The 17,397-nt window shown below is 72.5% G+C and carries 21 protein-coding genes; 11 read left to right on the top strand and 10 right to left on the bottom strand.

The window, feature by feature from the left end; all coding sequences use genetic code 11:
- Nucleotides 1-125 precede the first annotated feature (125 nt).
- Nucleotides 126-668 (bottom strand): NUDIX hydrolase family protein, encoded by a 543-nt coding sequence (locus ACK4HH_RS03100; protein WP_409648193.1) that lies wholly within the window; start codon nucleotides 666-668, stop codon nucleotides 126-128.
- Nucleotides 669-722: 54 nt separating this feature from the next.
- On the opposite strand from ACK4HH_RS03100, the gene ACK4HH_RS03095 reads away from it, so the two are divergent.
- The 3 genes from ACK4HH_RS03095 to ACK4HH_RS03085 are packed head-to-tail and all read left to right on the top strand — an operon-like array spanning nucleotide 723 to nucleotide 6,712.
- On the top strand, nucleotides 723-1,358 hold the full coding sequence (locus ACK4HH_RS03095) for an alpha/beta hydrolase (RefSeq protein WP_409648191.1): 636 nt from the start codon (nucleotides 723-725) through the stop codon (nucleotides 1,356-1,358).
- A 36-nt stretch (nucleotides 1,359-1,394) separates the two neighbouring features.
- Nucleotides 1,395-5,912, top strand: coding sequence for a DEAD/DEAH box helicase (locus ACK4HH_RS03090; RefSeq protein WP_409648190.1), 4,518 nt, complete (start codon nucleotides 1,395-1,397; stop codon nucleotides 5,910-5,912).
- Nucleotides 5,913-5,920: 8 nt separating this feature from the next.
- Nucleotides 5,921-6,712 carry a DNA-formamidopyrimidine glycosylase family protein gene (locus ACK4HH_RS03085; protein WP_409648189.1) on the top strand — a complete coding sequence of 264 codons (792 nt, stop codon included), beginning with the start codon at nucleotides 5,921-5,923 and terminating at the stop codon, nucleotides 6,710-6,712.
- A 9-nt stretch (nucleotides 6,713-6,721) separates the two neighbouring features.
- On the opposite strand, the gene ACK4HH_RS03080 is transcribed toward ACK4HH_RS03085, so the two are convergent.
- Nucleotides 6,722-7,228, bottom strand: a complete 507-nt coding sequence (locus ACK4HH_RS03080) for a hypothetical protein (protein ID WP_409648187.1) — start codon at nucleotides 7,226-7,228, stop codon at nucleotides 6,722-6,724.
- An 84-nt stretch (nucleotides 7,229-7,312) separates the two neighbouring features.
- On the opposite strand from ACK4HH_RS03080, the gene ACK4HH_RS03075 reads away from it, so the two are divergent.
- Nucleotides 7,313-7,837, top strand: coding sequence for a thermonuclease family protein (locus ACK4HH_RS03075; RefSeq protein ID WP_409648186.1), 525 nt, complete (start codon nucleotides 7,313-7,315; stop codon nucleotides 7,835-7,837).
- 16 nt (nucleotides 7,838-7,853) lie between these two features.
- Here the strand turns inward: ACK4HH_RS03075 and ACK4HH_RS03070 are convergent, their stop codons facing one another.
- Entirely contained in the window at nucleotides 7,854-8,567 is a 714-nt protein-coding gene (locus ACK4HH_RS03070; protein WP_409648184.1) for an SOS response-associated peptidase, read from the bottom strand.
- On the bottom strand, nucleotides 8,567-8,821 hold the full coding sequence (locus ACK4HH_RS03065; RefSeq protein WP_409648183.1) for a glutaredoxin family protein: 255 nt from the start codon (nucleotides 8,819-8,821) through the stop codon (nucleotides 8,567-8,569). The genes ACK4HH_RS03070 and ACK4HH_RS03065 overlap by 1 nt, the downstream gene beginning before the upstream one ends.
- Before the next feature lie 35 nt (nucleotides 8,822-8,856).
- On the opposite strand from ACK4HH_RS03065, the gene ACK4HH_RS03060 reads away from it, so the two are divergent.
- Nucleotides 8,857-9,588 (top strand): HAD family hydrolase, encoded by a 732-nt coding sequence (locus ACK4HH_RS03060; protein WP_409648182.1) that lies wholly within the window; start codon nucleotides 8,857-8,859, stop codon nucleotides 9,586-9,588.
- Between the two features lie 76 nt (nucleotides 9,589-9,664).
- Here the strand turns inward: ACK4HH_RS03060 and ACK4HH_RS03055 are convergent, their stop codons facing one another.
- From ACK4HH_RS03055 to ACK4HH_RS03045, 3 genes are all read right to left on the bottom strand, one after another.
- Nucleotides 9,665-9,763 (bottom strand): 30S ribosomal protein bS22, encoded by a 99-nt coding sequence (locus ACK4HH_RS03055; RefSeq protein ID WP_003792170.1) that lies wholly within the window; start codon nucleotides 9,761-9,763, stop codon nucleotides 9,665-9,667.
- Nucleotides 9,764-9,834: 71 nt separating this feature from the next.
- Nucleotides 9,835-10,029 (bottom strand): helix-turn-helix domain-containing protein, encoded by a 195-nt coding sequence (locus ACK4HH_RS03050; RefSeq protein ID WP_409648180.1) that lies wholly within the window; start codon nucleotides 10,027-10,029, stop codon nucleotides 9,835-9,837.
- Nucleotides 10,030-10,133: 104 nt separating this feature from the next.
- Nucleotides 10,134-10,622, bottom strand: coding sequence for an ArsR/SmtB family transcription factor (locus tag ACK4HH_RS03045; RefSeq protein WP_409648179.1), 489 nt, complete (start codon nucleotides 10,620-10,622; stop codon nucleotides 10,134-10,136).
- 69 nt (nucleotides 10,623-10,691) lie between these two features.
- Here ACK4HH_RS03045 and ACK4HH_RS03040 point away from each other — a divergent pair, with 69 nt between their 5' ends.
- Together ACK4HH_RS03040 and ACK4HH_RS03035 are read left to right on the top strand one after the other, a co-directional pair.
- Nucleotides 10,692-12,146: a TrkH family potassium uptake protein gene (locus tag ACK4HH_RS03040; RefSeq protein WP_409648178.1), complete on the top strand. Its 1,455-nt coding sequence runs from the start codon at nucleotides 10,692-10,694 to the stop codon at nucleotides 12,144-12,146.
- Entirely contained in the window at nucleotides 12,139-12,810 is a 672-nt protein-coding gene (locus tag ACK4HH_RS03035) for a potassium channel family protein (protein ID WP_255160839.1), read from the top strand. Before ACK4HH_RS03040 ends, ACK4HH_RS03035 begins: the two co-directional genes overlap by 8 nt.
- Nucleotides 12,811-12,831: 21 nt before the next feature.
- On the opposite strand, the gene ACK4HH_RS03030 is transcribed toward ACK4HH_RS03035, so the two are convergent.
- Nucleotides 12,832-13,257, bottom strand: a complete 426-nt coding sequence (locus ACK4HH_RS03030; protein ID WP_409648176.1) for a hypothetical protein — start codon at nucleotides 13,255-13,257, stop codon at nucleotides 12,832-12,834.
- 90 nt (nucleotides 13,258-13,347) lie between these two features.
- Nucleotides 13,348-14,175, bottom strand: a complete 828-nt coding sequence (gene proC, locus ACK4HH_RS03025) for a pyrroline-5-carboxylate reductase (protein ID WP_409648174.1) — start codon at nucleotides 14,173-14,175, stop codon at nucleotides 13,348-13,350.
- Nucleotides 14,176-14,238: 63 nt separating this feature from the next.
- Here proC and ACK4HH_RS03020 point away from each other — a divergent pair, with 63 nt between their 5' ends.
- The 3 genes from ACK4HH_RS03020 to ACK4HH_RS03010 all read left to right on the top strand — a co-directional run bounded on the left by ACK4HH_RS03020 (nucleotide 14,239) and on the right by ACK4HH_RS03010 (nucleotide 15,941).
- Complete coding sequence (locus tag ACK4HH_RS03020) at nucleotides 14,239-14,529, top strand: hypothetical protein (RefSeq protein ID WP_409648173.1); 291 nt, start codon at nucleotides 14,239-14,241, stop codon at nucleotides 14,527-14,529.
- Between the two features lie 82 nt (nucleotides 14,530-14,611).
- On the top strand, nucleotides 14,612-14,986 hold the full coding sequence (locus ACK4HH_RS03015) for a hypothetical protein (RefSeq protein ID WP_409648172.1): 375 nt from the start codon (nucleotides 14,612-14,614) through the stop codon (nucleotides 14,984-14,986).
- Between the two features lie 31 nt (nucleotides 14,987-15,017).
- A complete protein-coding gene (locus ACK4HH_RS03010) occupies nucleotides 15,018-15,941 on the top strand; it encodes a cation diffusion facilitator family transporter (RefSeq protein ID WP_409648171.1) in 924 nt (307 codons plus the stop codon).
- Here ACK4HH_RS03010 and ACK4HH_RS03005 read toward each other — a convergent pair.
- Nucleotides 15,925-16,392: a nucleoside deaminase gene (locus ACK4HH_RS03005; protein WP_409648169.1), complete on the bottom strand. Its 468-nt coding sequence runs from the start codon at nucleotides 16,390-16,392 to the stop codon at nucleotides 15,925-15,927. The genes ACK4HH_RS03010 and ACK4HH_RS03005 overlap by 17 nt on opposite strands.
- Before the next feature lie 27 nt (nucleotides 16,393-16,419).
- Here ACK4HH_RS03005 and upp point away from each other — a divergent pair, with 27 nt between their 5' ends.
- Nucleotides 16,420-17,055, top strand: a complete 636-nt coding sequence (gene upp / locus ACK4HH_RS03000; protein ID WP_409648168.1) for a uracil phosphoribosyltransferase — start codon at nucleotides 16,420-16,422, stop codon at nucleotides 17,053-17,055.
- Nucleotides 17,056-17,397 lie beyond the last annotated feature (342 nt).

The raw sequence follows: 17,397 nt of genomic DNA, 5'->3' as shown, positions 1-17,397 counted from the left end.
CCGAACGGGTTACGTGAACACAGTTCATGCTTCGATGAACGGTTCTCAACCTAGCGGGAGCGGGGTTCGTTTTGCGTACCCCACGAGGGGGGCATTTGCCTCCCCTTTCGGGGGGCACGCGCCGCTCAGGGCAGCACGCCCACCGAAGCGAGGCCCGCGCGCAGCAGCGCGCCGCGCCCGCCCTCGAGCTCGTCGGCCACGCGCTGCGAGGCGGCCTCGTCGGGCGTCATCCACGTCAACTCGAGCGCGTCCTGCCGCGGCTCGCACGTGCCCGTCACGGGCACGACGTAGGCGAGCGCCACGGCGTGCTGGCGATCGTCGCTGAAGCGCGTCGGGCTCGGGAAGGGAAAGTACTCGGCCACCGAGAACGGCGTCGGCGAGGCCGGCAGCTGCGGGAACGCCATCGGGCCGAGATCCTTCTCGAGGTGCCGGAAGAGCGCCTCGCGCAACGTCTCGCCGTGCATCACCCGGCCGCTCACGAGCGTACGCGTGATGCTGCCCGCCGGATTGACGCGCAGCAGCACGCCGACCTCGGTGACGGCCCCCATGCCGTCGACCCGCACGGGGATCGCCTCGACGTAGACGAGCGGCAGGCGCTGACGGATCTGCTCGAGCTCGTCGTCAGAGAGCCAGCCCGGGTTGGGATCGGGGGTGCGCACGGTGGCCATGCTCCATTGTGTCTCGTGCGGCGGCCGCTCGGGGGCACCTGACACGATGGAGCCATGAGCGCGATGCAGCTGATCGACGAATCCGCCATCATCTGGTCGGCCGCCGAGGCCGATCGGGTGGGGCGGCCGCTGCTGGTGCTGCTGCACGGCTACGGCTCGACCGAGGGCGATCTGTTCGGCCTCGCGCCGCACCTGCCTCTGCAGCCCGTCATCGCCTCGCTGCGGGCACCCCTGCGCGCCGGGCCCGGGTACGCCTGGTACGAGCTCGACGGGGCGACCAACGAGAGCCGCCTCCAGGGAGCCGACGCCGCGGCGCGCGGACTGCTGCACTGGCTCGACAGCGTGCCGGCGACCTCGGTGGGGCTGCTGGGGTTCTCGCAGGGCGGGGCGATGAGCATCCACCTCATGCGGCACGCGCCCGAGCGCTTCGCCTTCGCCGTCTCGCTCGCCGGGTTCGTGGTGCCGGGCGAGGCCCCCGCCGACGCGCGGCTCGCGTCGCTGGCGCCCCCGGTGTTCTGGGGGCGCGGCACGCGGGACACCGTCATTCCCGACTCGTTCGTGACCGCGACGCAGCGATGGCTGCCGCACCACGTCACGCTCACCGAGCGCATCTACGAGGGCCTCGGCCACTCGGTGAGCGAGAGCGAGCTCGCCGACGTGCTTACGTTCTTGCGCGCGCAGTACGCCTGACCGCGGGCTGTCAGGGCAGAGGGCGAGAATGAGGGGATGACCGCGCTCGAGCCCGCCGCCGTGCTGGGCCGGTTCGCGCCCGCCACGCGCGAGTGGTTCACGGGCGCGTTCCCCGCGCCGACGCCCGCGCAGCTCGGGGCGTGGGACGCCATCTCGACCGGCCGCCACGCCCTCGTCGTCGCGCCGACCGGCTCGGGCAAGACGCTCGCCGCCTTTCTCTGGTCGATCGACCGCCTCGCGGCCGAGCCGCCGCCCGACGACCCGCGCCGTCGCACGCGCGTGCTCTACATCAGCCCGCTCAAGGCCCTCGGCGTCGATGTCGAGCGCAACCTGCGCTCGCCGCTCATCGGCGTGACGCAGACGGCCCTGCGGCTCGGCGGCACCGCGCCCTCGATCACCGTGGGCGTGCGCAGCGGCGACACCCCGAGCGCCGACCGCCGGGCGCTGCAGAAGTCGCCCCCCGACATCCTCATCACGACCCCCGAGAGTCTCTACCTCATGCTCACGGCGAGCGCCCGCGAGACGCTCGACGGCGTCACGACCGTCATCATCGACGAGGTGCACGCGGTCGCGGGCACCAAGCGCGGCGCGCACCTCGCCCTCACCCTCGAGCGGCTGGATGCCCGGCTCGCGACCCCCGCGCAGCGCATCGGCCTCTCGGCCACCGTGCGCCCCCCGGAGGAAGTGGCCCGCTTTCTGGGCGGAGCCCAGCCCGTGACGATCGTGCAGCCGCCGGCCGCGAAGACCTTCGACCTCAGCGTCGTCGTGCCCGTCGACGACATGACGCAGCCGCCGGCGATCGGCGGCGCCGACCCGCTCGACGCCTCGGGCGCCCCGCAGACCCCGTCGATCTGGCCGCACGTCGAGGAGGACATCGTCGATCGCGTGCTGCAGCACCGCTCGACGATCGTGTTCGCCAACTCGCGGCGGCTCGCCGAGCGGCTGACCGCGCGGCTCAACGAGATCTACCAGGGGAGAACCGAGACCGACGACCTGCTCGCGCGCGCCCACCACGGCTCGGTGAGCAAAGAGCAGCGCGGCGAGATCGAAGAGGCCCTCAAGACGGGCCGGCTGCGCTGCGTCGTGGCGACGAGCAGCCTCGAGCTCGGCATCGACATGGGCGCGGTCGACCTCGTCATCCAGGTCGAGGCGCCACCGAGCGTCGCGAGCGGCCTGCAGCGGGTCGGGCGCGCGGGGCACCAAGTGGGCGAGATCAGCCGCGGCGTGCTCGTGCCGAAGCACCGCCTCGACGTGCTGCACGCGACGGTCACGAGCGAGCGCATGACGGCCGGGCTCATCGAAGAGCTGCGCGTGCTCGCGAACCCCCTCGACGTGCTCGCCCAGCAGACCGTGGCGCACGTCGCCCTCGAACCGTGCGACATCGAGCAGTGGTTCGAGCAGGTGCGCCGCAGCGCGCCCTTCGCGACTCTGCCGCGCTCGGCCTTCGACGCCGTGCTCGACCTGCTGAGCGGCCGGTACCCGAGCGACCGGTTCAGCGAGCTGCGCCCGCGCATCGTGTGGGATCGCGTGAACGGCACGCTCACGGGCCGCCCCGGCGCGCAGCGGCTCGCCGTGACGAGCGGCGGCACCATTCCCGACCGCGGCCTGTTCGGCGTGTTCATCGCCGGTGAAGGAAACGGCCGCCGCGTCGGCGAGCTCGATGAAGAGATGGTCTACGAGTCGCGGGTGGGCGACGTGTTCGCCCTGGGCACCACGAGCTGGCGCATCCAGGAGATCACGCACGACCAGGTCATCGTGACCCCCGCGTTCGGCCAGCCCGGCAAGGTGCCGTTCTGGAAGGGCGACGGGCTGGGGCGCCCGGCCGAGCTCGGCCGCGCGCTCGGGCGCACGACGCGCGAACTGGGGGCGGCGACGCCGGATGCCCGGCACGAGCGCCTCGCGGCCGCGGGCCTCGACGCCCGCGCCGAGGCGAACCTCGGCGCGCTGCTGCGCGAGCAGGCCGAGGCCATCGGCCAGCTGCCGAGCGAGCTGACGCTCGTCGTCGAGCGCTTCCGCGACGAGCTCGGCGACTGGCGCGTGGTGCTGCACTCGCCGTACGGCATGGCCGTGCACGCGCCGTGGGCCCTCGCCGTGACGGCGCGCATCCGCGAGCGGCACGGCTACGACGGGGCGGCGATCGCGGCCGACGACGGCATCGTGGTGCGGCTGCCCGACACCGAGGCGCAGCCGCCCGGCGCCGAGCTGTTCCTCTTCGAGGCCGACGAGCTGCACGACCTGGTCACCGCCGAAGTTGGCGGCTCGGCGGTGTTCGCCGCGCGCTTCCGCGAGTGCGCCGCCCGCGCCCTGCTGCTGCCGCGCCGCGACCCCGGGCGGCGCAGCCCGCTCTGGCAGCAGCGCCAGCGTGCGAGCCAGCTGCTCGAGGTCGCCCGCGAGTTCCCCGACTTCCCCATCGTGCTCGAGACCGTGCGCGAGGTACTGCAAGACGTCTACGACCTGCCGTCGCTCGTCGAGCTCGCGGCGGGCATCGCGCAGCGCAGCATCCGCATCGTCGAGGTCGAGACGCCGAGCCCCTCACCGTTCGCGCGCAGCCTGCTGTTCGGCTACGTCGCGGCCTTCCTCTACGAGGGCGACAGTCCGCTCGCCGAGCGGCGCGCGGCGGCGCTCAGCATCGACCCCGCGCTGCTCGCCGAGCTGCTCGGGCGCGCCGAGCTGCGCGAGGTGCTCGACCCGGCCGTCATCGCGCAGCTCGAGGCCGAGCTGCAGCGCCTCGCCCCCGACCGCCGGGCGCGCGACGCGGAGGGCGTCGTCGACCTGCTGCGCATCCTGGGCCCGCTCTCTACGCCCGAGATCGACGACCGCACGCTCGACGAGGTCGACGTGACCGCCGAGCTCGAACGGCTCGCGCGCGAGAATCGGGTGTTCCGCGCGACGATCGCGGGCGAGCAGCGCTGGGCGGGGGTCGAAGACGCCGCCCGCCTGCGCGACGCCCTCGGCACGCCCATCCCGCACGGCGTGCCGGCCGCGTTCCTCGAGCCCGTACCCGACCCCGTCGGCGACCTCGTCGCGCGCTTCGCCCGCACCCGCACTCCCTTCGCCGCGACCGACGTGGCGAGCCGCTACGGCCTCGGCATCGCCGTGGCGACGGATGCCCTGCGCCGGCTCGCCGCCGACCGCCGTCTCATCGAGGGCGAGTTTCGCCCGGGCGCCTCGGGCACCGAGTGGGTCGACGCCGAGGTGCTGCGCCGCCTGCGCTCGCGCAGTCTCGCGGCGCTGCGCAAAGAGATCGAGCCCGTCAGCCACGGCACGCTCGGGAGGTTTCTTCCCGCATGGCAGCACGTCGGCAGCGCCGGCGCGGGCACGGGTGCGGCACGACCGGGGTTGCACGGCATCGACGGTGTGCTGCAGGCGATCGAGCAGCTGCAGGGGGCGGCGCTGCCGGCGAGCGCGTGGGAGACCCTCGTGCTGCCGAGCCGCGTGCGCGACTACTCGCCCGCCTGGCTCGACGAACTGTGCGCGAGCGGCGAGGTCGTCTGGGCCGGCGCGGGCAGCCTGCCCGGCAGCGACGGCTGGGTGAGCCTGCACCTCGCCGGCACTGCGCCGCTGAGCCTCGCCGAGCCCGACGAGCTCGAGCTCACCGAGCGGCAGCGGCGCGTGCTCGAGGCGCTCGCGGGCGGCGGCGGCTTCTTCTTTCGGCAGCTTGCGAGCGCGGTGGCCGTCGCGGGCGAGGCCGGCGGCGACGACGCGGCCCTCGTCGACGAGCTCTGGCAGCTCGTGTGGGCGGGGCTGCTGACGAACGACACGCTCGCGCCGCTGCGCGCCACGCTCGGGGGCACGGCGACCCGCAAGACCGCGCCGCGCACCCGCGGCTACCGGGGGTACGCGCGCCCGGCATCCGTCACGCAATCGGGGCCGCCCACGGTCGCGGGCCGCTGGTCGCTGCTGCCCGCGCGCGAGACCGACCCCACGCGCCGAACGGCCATCGCGATCGACCGCATGCTCGAGCGCCACGGCATCGTCACGCGCGGCGCCGTGCAGGCCGAGGGGCTGCGCGGCGGCTTCGCGCTCGCCTACTCGGTGCTCGCGCGCATGGAGGAGGCCGGCTCGGTGCGCCGCGGCTACATCGTCGAGGGCCTCGGCGCGGCGCAGTTCGCGACGCCCGCCACGATCGACCGGTTGCGCACCTTCAGCAGAGACGCGGATGCGGCCCCCGCCCTCGCCCCCCTGGTTCTCGCCGCGACCGACCCCGCCAACCCCTACGGCGCGGCCCTGCCGTGGCCCGCGAGCCTGCCCGACGCGGCCGCGGGGTCGACCGCGCACCGGCCCGGGCGCAAGGCCGGATCGCTCGTGGTTCTCGTCGACGGGCACCTCGCGCTCTACCTCGAGCGCGGCGGCAAGAGCGTGCTGACCTTCACCGACGAGCCCGCCGTGCTCGAGCCGGCCGCCGTCGAGCTCGCCGCCGTCGTGCGCGCGCGCTTGCGCTCGCTGCGCGTCGAGCGCGTCAACGGCGCGAGCGCGTTCGGCACGCCGCTCGCCGAGGCGCTGCAGGCCGCGGGCTTCGTCGCGACGCCCCAGGGCCTGCGCATCAGGGTGTGAGGTGAACCATGCCCGAGGGTGACACCGTGCACCGCGCGGCGGCGCGGCTGCACGCCGCGCTCACGGGCCAGACCGTGCTGCGAAGCGATGTGCGCGTGCCGCGCTTCGCGACCGCCGATCTGAGCGGCGAGCGCGTCGACGAGGTCGTCGCGGTCGGCAAGCACCTCCTCATGCGCATCGGCGACGTGACGGTGCACTCGCACCTCAAGATGGAGGGCGTCTGGCACGTCATGCGGCGCGGCGAGCGCTGGCGCCGCCCCGCCTTCGAGGCGCGCATGCTGCTCGAGACGACCGCGACCGAGGGCGCCCCCTGGCAGGCCGTGGGCTTCGCCCTCGGCGAGCTCGAGCTCGTCGCCCGCGGCGCCGAGGACGAGGTCGTCGGCTATCTCGGCCCCGACCCGCTCGGCCCCGACTTCGACCGCGACGAGGCGCTGCGGCGCCTCACCGCCGACCCCGACCGCCCCATCGGGCTCGCGCTGCTCGACCAGCGCAATGTCGCCGGCTTCGGCAACGACTACCGCAACGAGCTGCTCTTCTTGCGCGGGGTGCTGCCCGAGACGCCCGTCGGCGCGGTGGATGCCGCGGCGGCCCTCGACCTCGGCGTGCGCCTCATCCAGGCCAACCGCGACCGCGACGAGCGCACGACGACGGGCAACACGCGCCGCGGCGAGCGCCTGTGGGTCGCGCACCGCGACGGACAGCCGTGCCGACGCTGTGGCACGCGCATCCGTCGTGGCCTGCTCGGCGATGACGCGCTCACCGAGCGCATCACGTGGTTCTGCCCGAGCTGCCAGCGCTGAGGCGATGGCCTAGCGCTCGCTGATGACCTCTCTGATGCGGCTCGGCCGCCAGGCGACGATGCGCAGCGCGGTCGCGGCCACGATGGCGATGACGCCCGCGATCACGAGCGGCTGGGCCACGGCCTCGGCGATGCGCGGCACGACGTAGACGCTCGGGTCGTAGATGCCCGAGGCCGGCGGCACACTGAAGGCGAACTCGGCGTAGACCGTGAGTGCGAACCCCGCGAGCACCGCGATGGCGCCGACGATCCAGAGTGCTCGCAACCAGGGGTTGCCGGCGACGACGAGCTCGAAGTGGCGCTCATCGGGCCTGTCGTCGAGCACGTCGAGCGGCAGGATCTCGCTCGAGGGCTGCGGGGGCGTGGCGCGCGCGGTGCGCACGATCGCCGCGCGGCCCGCAGCGGGGGCCGCCCCGCGCGCGACACCGTCGTCGACCACGGGGGCCGCACCGGGGCCGCCGCGCTGAAAGCCTGCGGGATACCGGGGGTCGATGCCGCCCGACGATGCTCGTGCCATGGTGCTCCTTCGCTGCCCGGTCGACCGCGGCCAGCCTAACCCCGCGCCCCGCTCGTGTCAGAGGGCGCCCGGTAGCCTCACAGCATGATCGCCGCCGCCCTGCGCCCGCTCGTCGTCGTGGCCCTCGTCGGCGTCATCGGCTCGCTCGACGGCTGCCTCGACCAGGGCGGCACCGCCACCCCCGCGCAACCGGGCTCGCCCGCCGCCTCGGCCGAGGGCGTCGGCACGGTCACGAGCATTACCGACGGCGACACCCTGCGGCTCGAGGTCGACGGCGTCGAGTTGCGCGTGCGCCTCGTCGGCATCGACACGCCCGAGGTCTACCCCGAAGTGGAGTGCTTCGGGCCCGAGGCCGAGGCCGCCCTCGCGGCGCTCGCGCCCCCCGGCAGCACTCTCGCGTTCGCCTACGACCGCGACCCGCGCGATCCGTACGACCGCGAGCTGATGTACCTCTTCACGGCCGACGGCACCTTCATCAACTACGAGCTCGTGGCGCAGGGCGCGGCCCGCGCGGTGCTGTTCGAGCCCAACGACCGGTACTACGACGATCTCGTCGCCGCCGAGCGCGCGGCGCAGAATGCGGGGCTCGGGCTCTGGGGTCAATGCTGACCGAGGCCCCGCCCGGTCAGGCCCCGACGGGCTCGATGAGCTGAGGCCCGTCGCCCTTCAGGGGCGCGACGGGGTGCAGCACGAGCCGCTCGAGAACCGCCTCGCTCTCGTGCACGATCATCTCGACGAGATCCTGGTCACCCTCGACCGTGGGGTCGAGCCATTCATCCCAGACCTCGCGCGGCAGCATGACCGGGGCGCGGTCGTGGATGCTCGCCGCCGGCCCGTGCGCCGCTCGCGTCAGCATCGTGGCCGTCAGCAGCCACGGCGTCGGGGTGCCGCCCTCGGGGAACGGCGCGCGCCACCACGAGTAGAGCCCGGCGAACGCGTGCTCGCCCGCCTCGGGGTCGGTGATGTAGTGCGGGGTCTTGGTCGACCCGACCGTGTGCCACTCGTAGTAGCCGTCGGCGGGCAGGATCGCCCGCGACCGCACGAGGGCGTTCTTGAAGGTGCTCTTCTCGTGCACGGTCTCGCTGCGGGCGTTGAAGGTGGGGTACTTCGAGGCGAGCTCGGTCGCCCACCGCGGCACGAGCGACCAGCGGGCCGCGGTCACGAGGCGCGAGGGCATCCCGTCGGGGTCGTCTTTCGGCACGCGGTCGACGACGATCGGCACCTGCTGGGTGGGCGCGATGTTCCAGCTCGGGGGCATGGCGACCGCGTCGACCTCGTCGGCCTCGAAGTACTGCCCGAGCTCCTCGCCGCTCTTCGTGTTGGCGTAGCGACCGCACATCAGCAACCCCTCTCGGCGAGCGCCGCCCGCAGGCGCTCGGCATCCACTCGATAGATGGTGTGCACGGCGTCGTCGATGAGCACGACGGGGATCTCGTCCCAGTACTGCTCGTGCAGCGCGGGCTCGTCGAGGATGGAGCGCTCGACGAAGCGCACCCCCGCGCGCCCCTCGAGTACGCCCGCCACCACGGCGCGAGCATCGTCGCACAGGTGGCAGCCGGGCTTGCCGATGAGGGTCACGGTCACGAGGGGCACGCCCCCAGCCTAGGCACCTGCCTATGCTGGTCGGGATGCCCACCCCCGACAGCGACGCCGGACCCGGCGAGAGCGCGCGCGGCTCAGCGCCCGTGATCGCATTCTTCGACGTCGACAACACCCTGCTGCACGGCGCGAGCGTCTACCACCTGGGGCGCATCGCCTGGAAGCGCGGCCACGTGGGCTGGCGCGATCTCAGCCGCTTCGCCTGGCAGCAGGCCCGCTTCAAGTCGGTGGGCGAGAACCACCGGCACCAGCTGGCGGTGCGCGACCGGGCCCTCGAGCTCGTGGCCGGCCACTCGGTGCTCGAGCTCGAGGCGATCGCCGTCGAGACCTACGACGCCCACCTGCAGGCGCTGCTACTGCCGCAGGTCGTCGAGCGCGCCCGCGCGCACCTGGCGCAGGGCCACGAGGTGTGGCTGCTCACCGCGACCCCCGAGGCCTGCGCGCGCGTCATCGCCGAGCGGCTCGGCCTCACCGGCGCGATCGGCACCCGCATCGAAAGCGTCGACGGCGTCTTTACCGGTGCGCTGCTTGGGCCTGTCATGCACGGCGGGCACAAGGCCGATGCCGCGGCTCGGCTCGCGGGCGAGCGGGGCGTGCGGATCGCCGACTGCTGGGCGTACAGCGATTCGCGCAACGACATCCCCCTGCTCGAGCTCGTCGGGCACCAGCAGGTCGTCAACCCCGACGCCGCGCTGGCCCGTCACGCGGCGTCGCGCGGCTGGCCCGTCATGCGCGACCGCCCGCGGGCATCCCGCCCCTGAGCCGCCTTCGCAACCGTCGCCAGAAACGACGAAAGCGCCCGACCTGACGGTCGAGCGCTTCGCGCGGGCGGATGCCCTACTTCTTGTTGCGACGCTGGTGACGCGTCTTGCGCAGCAGCTTGCGGTGCTTCTTCTTCGCCATGCGCTTGCGGCGCTTCTTGATGACAGAACCCATGGGAAATCCTCTGATCGTCGACTGAACGGGAGCAACGGCCCGTTCAGGACCGTGTCATGTACCGGCCGAGTCTAGCCGACGTCGGCGATGGGCGTCTCGATGGCCGTGGCGACCGCCGATTCGGGGATGCGGAAGCTGCGGCCGAACCGGATTGCGGGCAGCTCGCCCGCGTGCACCATGCGGTACACCGTCATCGTCGAGACGCGCATCATGTCGGCCACCTCGGCGACGGTGAGAAAGCGCACCTCAGAGAGATCACGGGCCATCGGCAGTCTTCCTGTCGCTCACGCGCCCAGCGCCCTCGTGGCGCATGTGCACGGAGTTCAGAGTAGGGGCTGGTGTGACTCGTGTAAAGACGCCCGAGAGGGGGTCAGCGGCCCTCGTCGTGGTTCTTCCAGGGCAGGCGCTTGGTCACGGCCTCTTGCACGTCGTGCAGCTTCTCTTGCGCGCCCTCGATGATCGACCGGGCCTGGTGCGAGGCATCGGCCGCGACGCGGCCGACCGTGCTGCCCGCGCCGCTGACGTCGGCACCCGACCACGCGGCAAACACGGGCGAGCCGCTCTCGGGGTCGAAGTCGGCGCTGAGGAAGGGGATGATCCAGTCTTCGACGTCTTCGAGCGGGGCGGGATCGACGGCGTAGTAGCGGTGCTGGCCCTCGTCGCGCACGGTCACGAGGCCGTGGTCGCGCAGCACCTTGAGGTGCTTCGAGACGGTCGGCTGCGTCGCGTCCATGCGCTCGACGAGCTCGCCCACGCTGAGCTCGCCCGTGCCGCCCTCCCCCCGCAACGAGGCGTCGAGCAGGTGCTGCAGCAGTTCCCGACGGGTGGCGTCGGCGATCACGTCGAAGATGTCGGCCATGCCACCAGGCTAGTCAGCCCGGCCCGGGAGTACCATGACACGCGGTCTGCAGGCCGGTGAGGAGCGTCGATGGCCACGAGCAACCGCATCCGCGGCAACCGCCGCGACGAGCGCACAACGCCGCTCGCGCGAGCGTGGGCCGCTCTCGGCGAATCCGCCACCGCCTCGCCCGCGCGCTTCGCGATCCTCATCTTCACGGGCCTCATCCTCATCACCACGCTGCTGCTGACCCTGCCGATCGCGCGCGCCGGCAGCGGCACGGGCGGCACGCCCCTCGCCGACGCCGTCTTCACGGCCGTCTCGGCGATCTGCGTCACGGGCCTGACGACGGTCGACATGGCGACGCACTGGTCGCCCTTCGGCAACGTCGTCATCATCCTGGCCATGCAGATCGGCGGCATCGGCGTGCTGACGATGGCGAGCATCCTGGGTCTCGTCGTGGCACGCCGCATCGGGCTGCGCGCCAAGCTCATCGCCGCGAGCGACACGAACGCCGCGCGCGTGCACGGCGGCCCCGTGAGCGAGTCGCAGGCCGTGCGGCTCGGCGAGATCGGCGGGCTGCTGTTCACGGTCGCCGCGAGCGCCATCGTCATCGAGCTCGCGATCACGGCGCTCGTCGTGCCGCGGCTGCTCATCGAGGGCTTCGACCCGTGGACGGCCATCTGGCAGGGCTTCTACCTCTCGCTCTCGGCCTTCACGAACACGGGCTTCGTGCCCTTCGCGCCCGGCATGGAGCGCTTCGCCTCCGACCCGTGGATGCTCTCGGTACTCTCGATCGCGGTGTTCCTCGGCGCCATCGGGTTCCCCGTCATCTTCGCCCTCGCTCGCTGGCTGCGCACGCGCGCCCGCCTCACGATCCACGCCCGCATCACGCTGATCACGACGCTCATCCTCATCGCCGTCGGCTCGCTCGCCATCGCCGTGCTCGAGTGGTCGAACCAGGCGACGCTCGGCGGCCAAGACGGTCTCACGCGCCCGATGACGGCCATCTTCACCTCGATCATGTCGCGCTCGGGCGGACTGAGCACGATCGACATCGGCGAGATGAACGGCTCGACCCTGCTCGTGCTCGACATGCTCATGTTCGTGGGCGGCGGCTCCGCATCCACCGCCGGCGGCATCAAGGTGACGACGCTCGCCGTGCTGTTCTTCGCGGCGGTCGCCGAGGCGCGCGGCGTCGACGACATGGAGGCCTTCGACCGCCGCATCCCCAACGACGTTCTGCGCCTCTCGGTCAGCATCGTGCTGTGGGGGGCGACGATCGTGGCGACCTCGTCGATCATCATCCTGCAGCTCACCGACGAGCCTCTCGACCGCGTTCTCTTCGACGTGATCTCGGCCTTCGCGACGTGCGGGCTCTCGACGGGCCTCACGAGCAACGAGCTGCCCGACGCCGCCAAGTACACGCTCGCGGCCACCATGTGGGCGGGACGCGTTGGTACAGTGACCCTCGCCGCGGCCCTCGCCGCCAGTCAGCGCCGGCAGCTGTTCCGCCGGGCAGAAGAGAGGCCCATCGTTGGTTGAGAGAATCCGCCACGACGCTCCCGTGCTCGTCATCGGTCTGGGCCGCTTCGGCGCAGCCACGGCCGGCCAACTGCAGCGGCTCGGTCGCGAGGTGCTCGCGGTCGACGAAGACGCGGGCCTCGTGCAGAAGTGGGCCGAACGGGTCACGCACGCGGTGCAGGCCGACGCGCGCTCGCTGGATGCCCTGCGCCAGATCGGCGCCGACGAGTTCAGCATCGCCGTCGTCGCGACGGGGTCGTCGATCGAGTCGAGCGTGCTCATCACGGCGAACCTCGTCGACCTCAAGATCCCCCAGATCTGGTCGAAGGCCATCAGCCAGTCGCACGGCAAGATCCTCGCCCGCATCGGGGCGAACCACGTGATCTACCCCGAGGCCGAAGCCGGTGAGCGCGTCGCCCACCTCGTCTCGGGCCGCATGATCGACTTCATCGAGTTCGACGACGACTTCGTGCTCGTCAAGATGTACCCGCCGAAGCCCATCCGCGGCCTCTCGCTCACCGAGTCGCAAGTACGCAGCAAGTACAAGATCACGGTCGTGGGCGTGAAGAGCCCGGGCAAACCCTTCACCTACGCCACCGAGCAGACGGTGGTGTCGAACCACGACCTCATCATCGTCTCGGGCACCGAGGCCGACATCGACCGGTTCGCGTCGCTCGACAACTGAACCGGTCGATGCCGTGTGCGGCTATTCGGTCGGCTCGCTCGGCGCGGGGATCGTGCTCGGGTCGATGCCCTGCTCTTCGAGCCACTGCTCGAACTGCGCGCGGCGCTCGTCGCGGTTCTCGGCGCGCTGCTCCATGCGCTCGTCCAAGCGCTGCTCGACCCGCTCGCCGAGGCGCTCGAGCTGCTCGCCACCCCGATCGCCGTGCAGGCCGATCGCGATGATCCCGCCCGGTCCGCGCCCATCGGGCAGCGCCTGACCGAGCGCGACCCCGCCCGCGAAGGTGAGACCGAGCAGCAGCGCCGAGCCGACCGCGACGCCCGTGATGGCGAGCGCCTTCGGAACCCGCGAGCGCGCGGGGGCCGGGCTCGCCGGGGCGGTTGCGGTGGGCGCGTCGTCGGATGCGGACTGCGGCGTCGCGTCGGGCGTGGTGTCGTCGTTCGTGGCCATGGGGTGCTCCCTCGGATCAGTGACCCGCGACGGTTCGCGGATCGACGACCCCACGGTGCGAGCCGACCCTATGCGCTCCCTATGCGGCGCCTATGCTCCGGCAGCCAGTTGCCGTGCGCGTTCCTGTGCGGCACGTGCGGCTCGCTCGAACAGCTCGGCGAGGCGGGCATCCTGCAGCACCGCGATCGCTCGCTCGGTCGTGCCCTTCGGGCTCGTGACGCGGCGGCGCAGCTCGGCCGGGTCGTCGCCCGTCGCCTCGAGCAGCAGGGCCGCGCCCGTGACCGTCTGCTGCACGAGCAGGCTCGCGACGTCGGGCTCGAAGCCCATCGCCTCGGCCGCGCGCGTGAACTCCTCGATCAGTAGAAAGACGTAGGCGGGGCCCGATCCGCTGATCGTCGAGAGCGCGTCGATCTGCGACTCGGGTAGCTCGACGACCGTGCCGACCGTGCGGAAAAGGTCGTCAGCGAGCGCCAGGTGTGCGGCCGTCGCCCGCGAGCCGCCGCTGATCCCCGTGACGCCGCGGCCGATGAGCGCGGGCGTGTTGGGCATGGCGCGCACGACCGGGTTTGCCACGACGGCTTGCATCGACTGCGTCGTGATGCCGGCGGCGACGCTCACGACGAGCGCCTCGGGGTGCAGGCTCGGGCCCACCTCGGCCAGCAGCGCCGTGATCTGCGCGGGCTTCACGCCGAGCAGCACGAGCCGCGCATCCGCCACCGCCCAGCGGTTGGCCTCGGCGTCGTGCTCGGTGCCCCGCGCCTCGATGCCCTCGGCGCGCAGGGCCGCCGCGGAGGCGTCGGAGCGCGTCGTAGCGCGCACCGAATCGACAGCGATACCGGGCTGCCGCAGCCCGCGCAGGATCGCGCCGCCCATCGAGCCGGTGCCGAGGATCGCGATCGCGGGGAGGGAGGCGCTCATGCCACGAGTGTAGGTTGGTCGGGAGCCATCATCCGGGGGGAACGGCGCACGAGGGAGGCAGGAATGCAGACATCGGCGATCCGAGAGGTGCTGCTGGCGACGGCCGGGGTGCAGACCGTGGGCGCGGTCGGCGTCGTCGAACGGGCCGAGGGCGGGCACGTCGTGACCGCGCGGCTGGGCTTCGGACCGAACACCCCCGCGGGCGACGTCGTCGCCATCCTCGAGGCGGTGCGGGCCGGCATCCGGGCCGTCTCGCCCGACGCCGTCGACATCGTGCTCGAGCCCGAGATCGCCGCCCCGCGCGGCGACGCGAACCCCCCGACCGACGTCTTCGTCATCCGCGGCGCCGACTGACCTCTGCGGGCACGCAGATCACTACGCTGTGACGTGGCACGGCACCGTGCCGATCGGTATCCCCCTCGCGTAGGAGCTCCCCATGGACGTGCTGCACTCCGTCATCCTCGTCGGCCACTTCATCGGCCTCGCCGCCATCGTCGGGCCCTTCCTCATGCAGGCGCGCTGGAAGGGCCAGTACGCCTTCCCCGTCGTCCTCGGGGGCGCGATCACGCAGCTCGTGACCGGGCTCGTGCTCGTCGGGCTCGCCGAGATGGGTGGCGACGATGACGATCCGCTCAACTACGCCAAGATCGGCGTCAAGCTGACGATCGCCGTCGTCATCTTCGTCGCGGCGCTGCTCGGCTTCCTCAAGCAGCGCAAGACCGAGGGCGGAGGCGGCCGCGAGCTGCTGCCGTTCTTCCACGCCGCGGGCGGCCTCGCCCTCGTGAACATCGCCCTCGCCGTCTTCTGGTGATCCGTCGCCGTCTCGCCGCCGTGAGGTCGCGATGAGCGCCTCCGGCGGCGGGAAGGCCATCATCGCGGCGCTGCTCGCCAACACGGGCATCGCCGTGACCAAGTTCGTCGCGTTCCTGGTCTCGGGGTCGAGCGCCATGCTCGCCGAGAGCGTCCACTCGGTCGCCGATGCCGGCAACCAGCTGCTGCTGCTCGTCGGCGGTCGGCGGGCCCGCAAGGCGGCCGACTCCGAGCACCCCTTCGGCTACGGCCGCGCGCGCTACATCTACGCCTTCGTCGTGGCGATCATCCTGTTCTCGGTCGGTGGCGTCTTCTCGCTGTACGAGGGCGTCAGCAAGCTGCGCGACCCGCACCCGCTCGAGAACGCCTGGCTGCCGATCGTCGTACTCGTCATCGCGATCGTGCTCGAGTCGTTCTCGCTGCGCACCGCCGTGCGCGAGTCGAACCACGTGCGCGGCACGCAGGGCTGGATCCAGTTCATCCGGCGCGCGAAGGCGCCCGAACTGCCCGTCGTGCTGCTCGAAGACGTCGCCGCGCTGCTCGGGCTGACGTTCGCGCTGCTCGGCGTCGGCCTCACGGTCGTGACCGGAGACTCGCTGTGGGACGCCGTGGGCACGATCATGATCGGCGTGCTGCTCGTGCTCGTCGCCGTGGTGCTGGGTCTCGAGACGGGCAGTCTGCTCGTCGGGGAGGGCGCCTCGAACGACGACGTGCGCGCCATCCGCCAGGCGCTCGACGCGCACGAGGGCGTCACCGGCGTCGTGCACATGAAGACGCTCTACCTCGGGCCCGACGAACTGCTCGTCGGCGCGAAAGTCACCTTCACCCCGGGCATCGACATCGAGCGGGTCGCCGCGATCATCAACGAGCTCGAACTCGCCGTGCGCGCGGCCGTGCCCATCGCGCGCGTGATCTACATCGAGCCGGGGCTCGCGAGCGTCAGCGCCGCTCGCTGAAGAACGCGGCGAGCAGGGATGCGCACTCCCGCTCGTCGACCCCGCCGACCACCTCGGCCACGCGGTGGGGCAGGCGCCGCTCGCGCAGCAGGTCGACGACGCTGCCCGCGGCTCCGGCCTTCGCATCCCACGCCCCGAAGACGACGCGGTCGATGCGCGCGGCGAGGATGGCGCCCGCGCAGAGCACGCACGGCTCGAGGGTGACGACGAGCGAGCATCCGCTCAGCTGCCAGTCGCCCGTCGACGCGGCCGCCTCGCGCAGCGCGACGACCTCGGCGTGCGCGGTGGGGTCGTGCGTCTTCTCGCGCTCGTTGCGGCCTCGGCCGATGATCGCCCCGGCGGCGTCGAGCACGACAGCGCCGACCGGCACGTCGTCGCTCGCGAGGGCGGCGCGGGCTTCGGCGAGCGCCGCGGCCATCGCCGCCCGGTCGCTCTCGGTCACCGTGGTCATGGGCCGCCCTTCCACTAGATTGAGCCTATGCGAGTCCACGTTGCCGACCACCCGCTGATCACGCACAAGCTCACGGTGCTGCGCGACCAGTCCACGCCGTCGGCCACGTTCCGCGCGCTCACCGAAGAACTCGTCACGCTGCTGGCCTACGAGGCCACGCGGCACGTGCGCACGCACGAGGTGACGATCCAGACCCCCGTCGCCGAGACGGTGGGCCTCGCCATCAGCGAACCGCGGCCGCTCATCGTGCCCATCCTGCGCGCGGGCCTCGGCATGCTCGAGGGCATGGTCAAGCTCGTGCCGAGCGCCGAGGTCGGCTTTCTCGGCATGGTGCGCGACCACGACACGCTCGAGCCGAGCGTCTACGCCGAGCGCCTGCCCGACCACCTCGAGGGCCGGCAGTGCTTCGTGCTCGACCCCATGCTCGCGACGGGCGGCTCGCTACTCGCGGCGATCGAGTTCCTCTTCGAGCGCGGGGCCGACGACGTCACGGCGGTCTGCATCCTCGGCGCCCCCGAGGGCCTCGAGATGATCGAGAAGGCCACGGCGGGTCGCGACGTCACGATCGTGCTCGGCGCGCTCGACGAGAAGCTCAACGAGAAGGGCTACATCGTGCCCGGCCTCGGCGACGCGGGCGACCGGCTGTACGGCACCGTCGGCTGAGCCCGGCGCCGCGCGACTTGACGCTCTGCGGCGCGCTCGGGGATACTGACCCCATGACCGTCACCGCGAACCTCCTGACCGCCCCCGAGGCTGTGGAGTCCGCTGGCATGATGATGCCGGCGAGCGCTGACGTGTGCTGTCGAATGTGCGCCTAATCGGCCCCCTTCTGACACGTCCCGTGTCTGCCCGAGCCGCCCCGGCGACCCGATCCGGCGTCGAACGATGACCGATCGCCCCGCCGACGCGCTCTCCGCATCGGGCCCGGATGCTCCGGCTCCCGATGCGCGCACCCTCGACTCGCACCCTATGAACGGCACCGCCCCCGTCGGCGACGAGCCCTTC

Origin of the sequence: Microcella sp. (assembly GCF_046296455.1) — a bacterium.
Taxonomy (GTDB): domain Bacteria; phylum Actinomycetota; class Actinomycetes; order Actinomycetales; family Microbacteriaceae; genus Microcella.
This window is presented reverse-complemented; position numbering and strand designations above follow the sequence as displayed.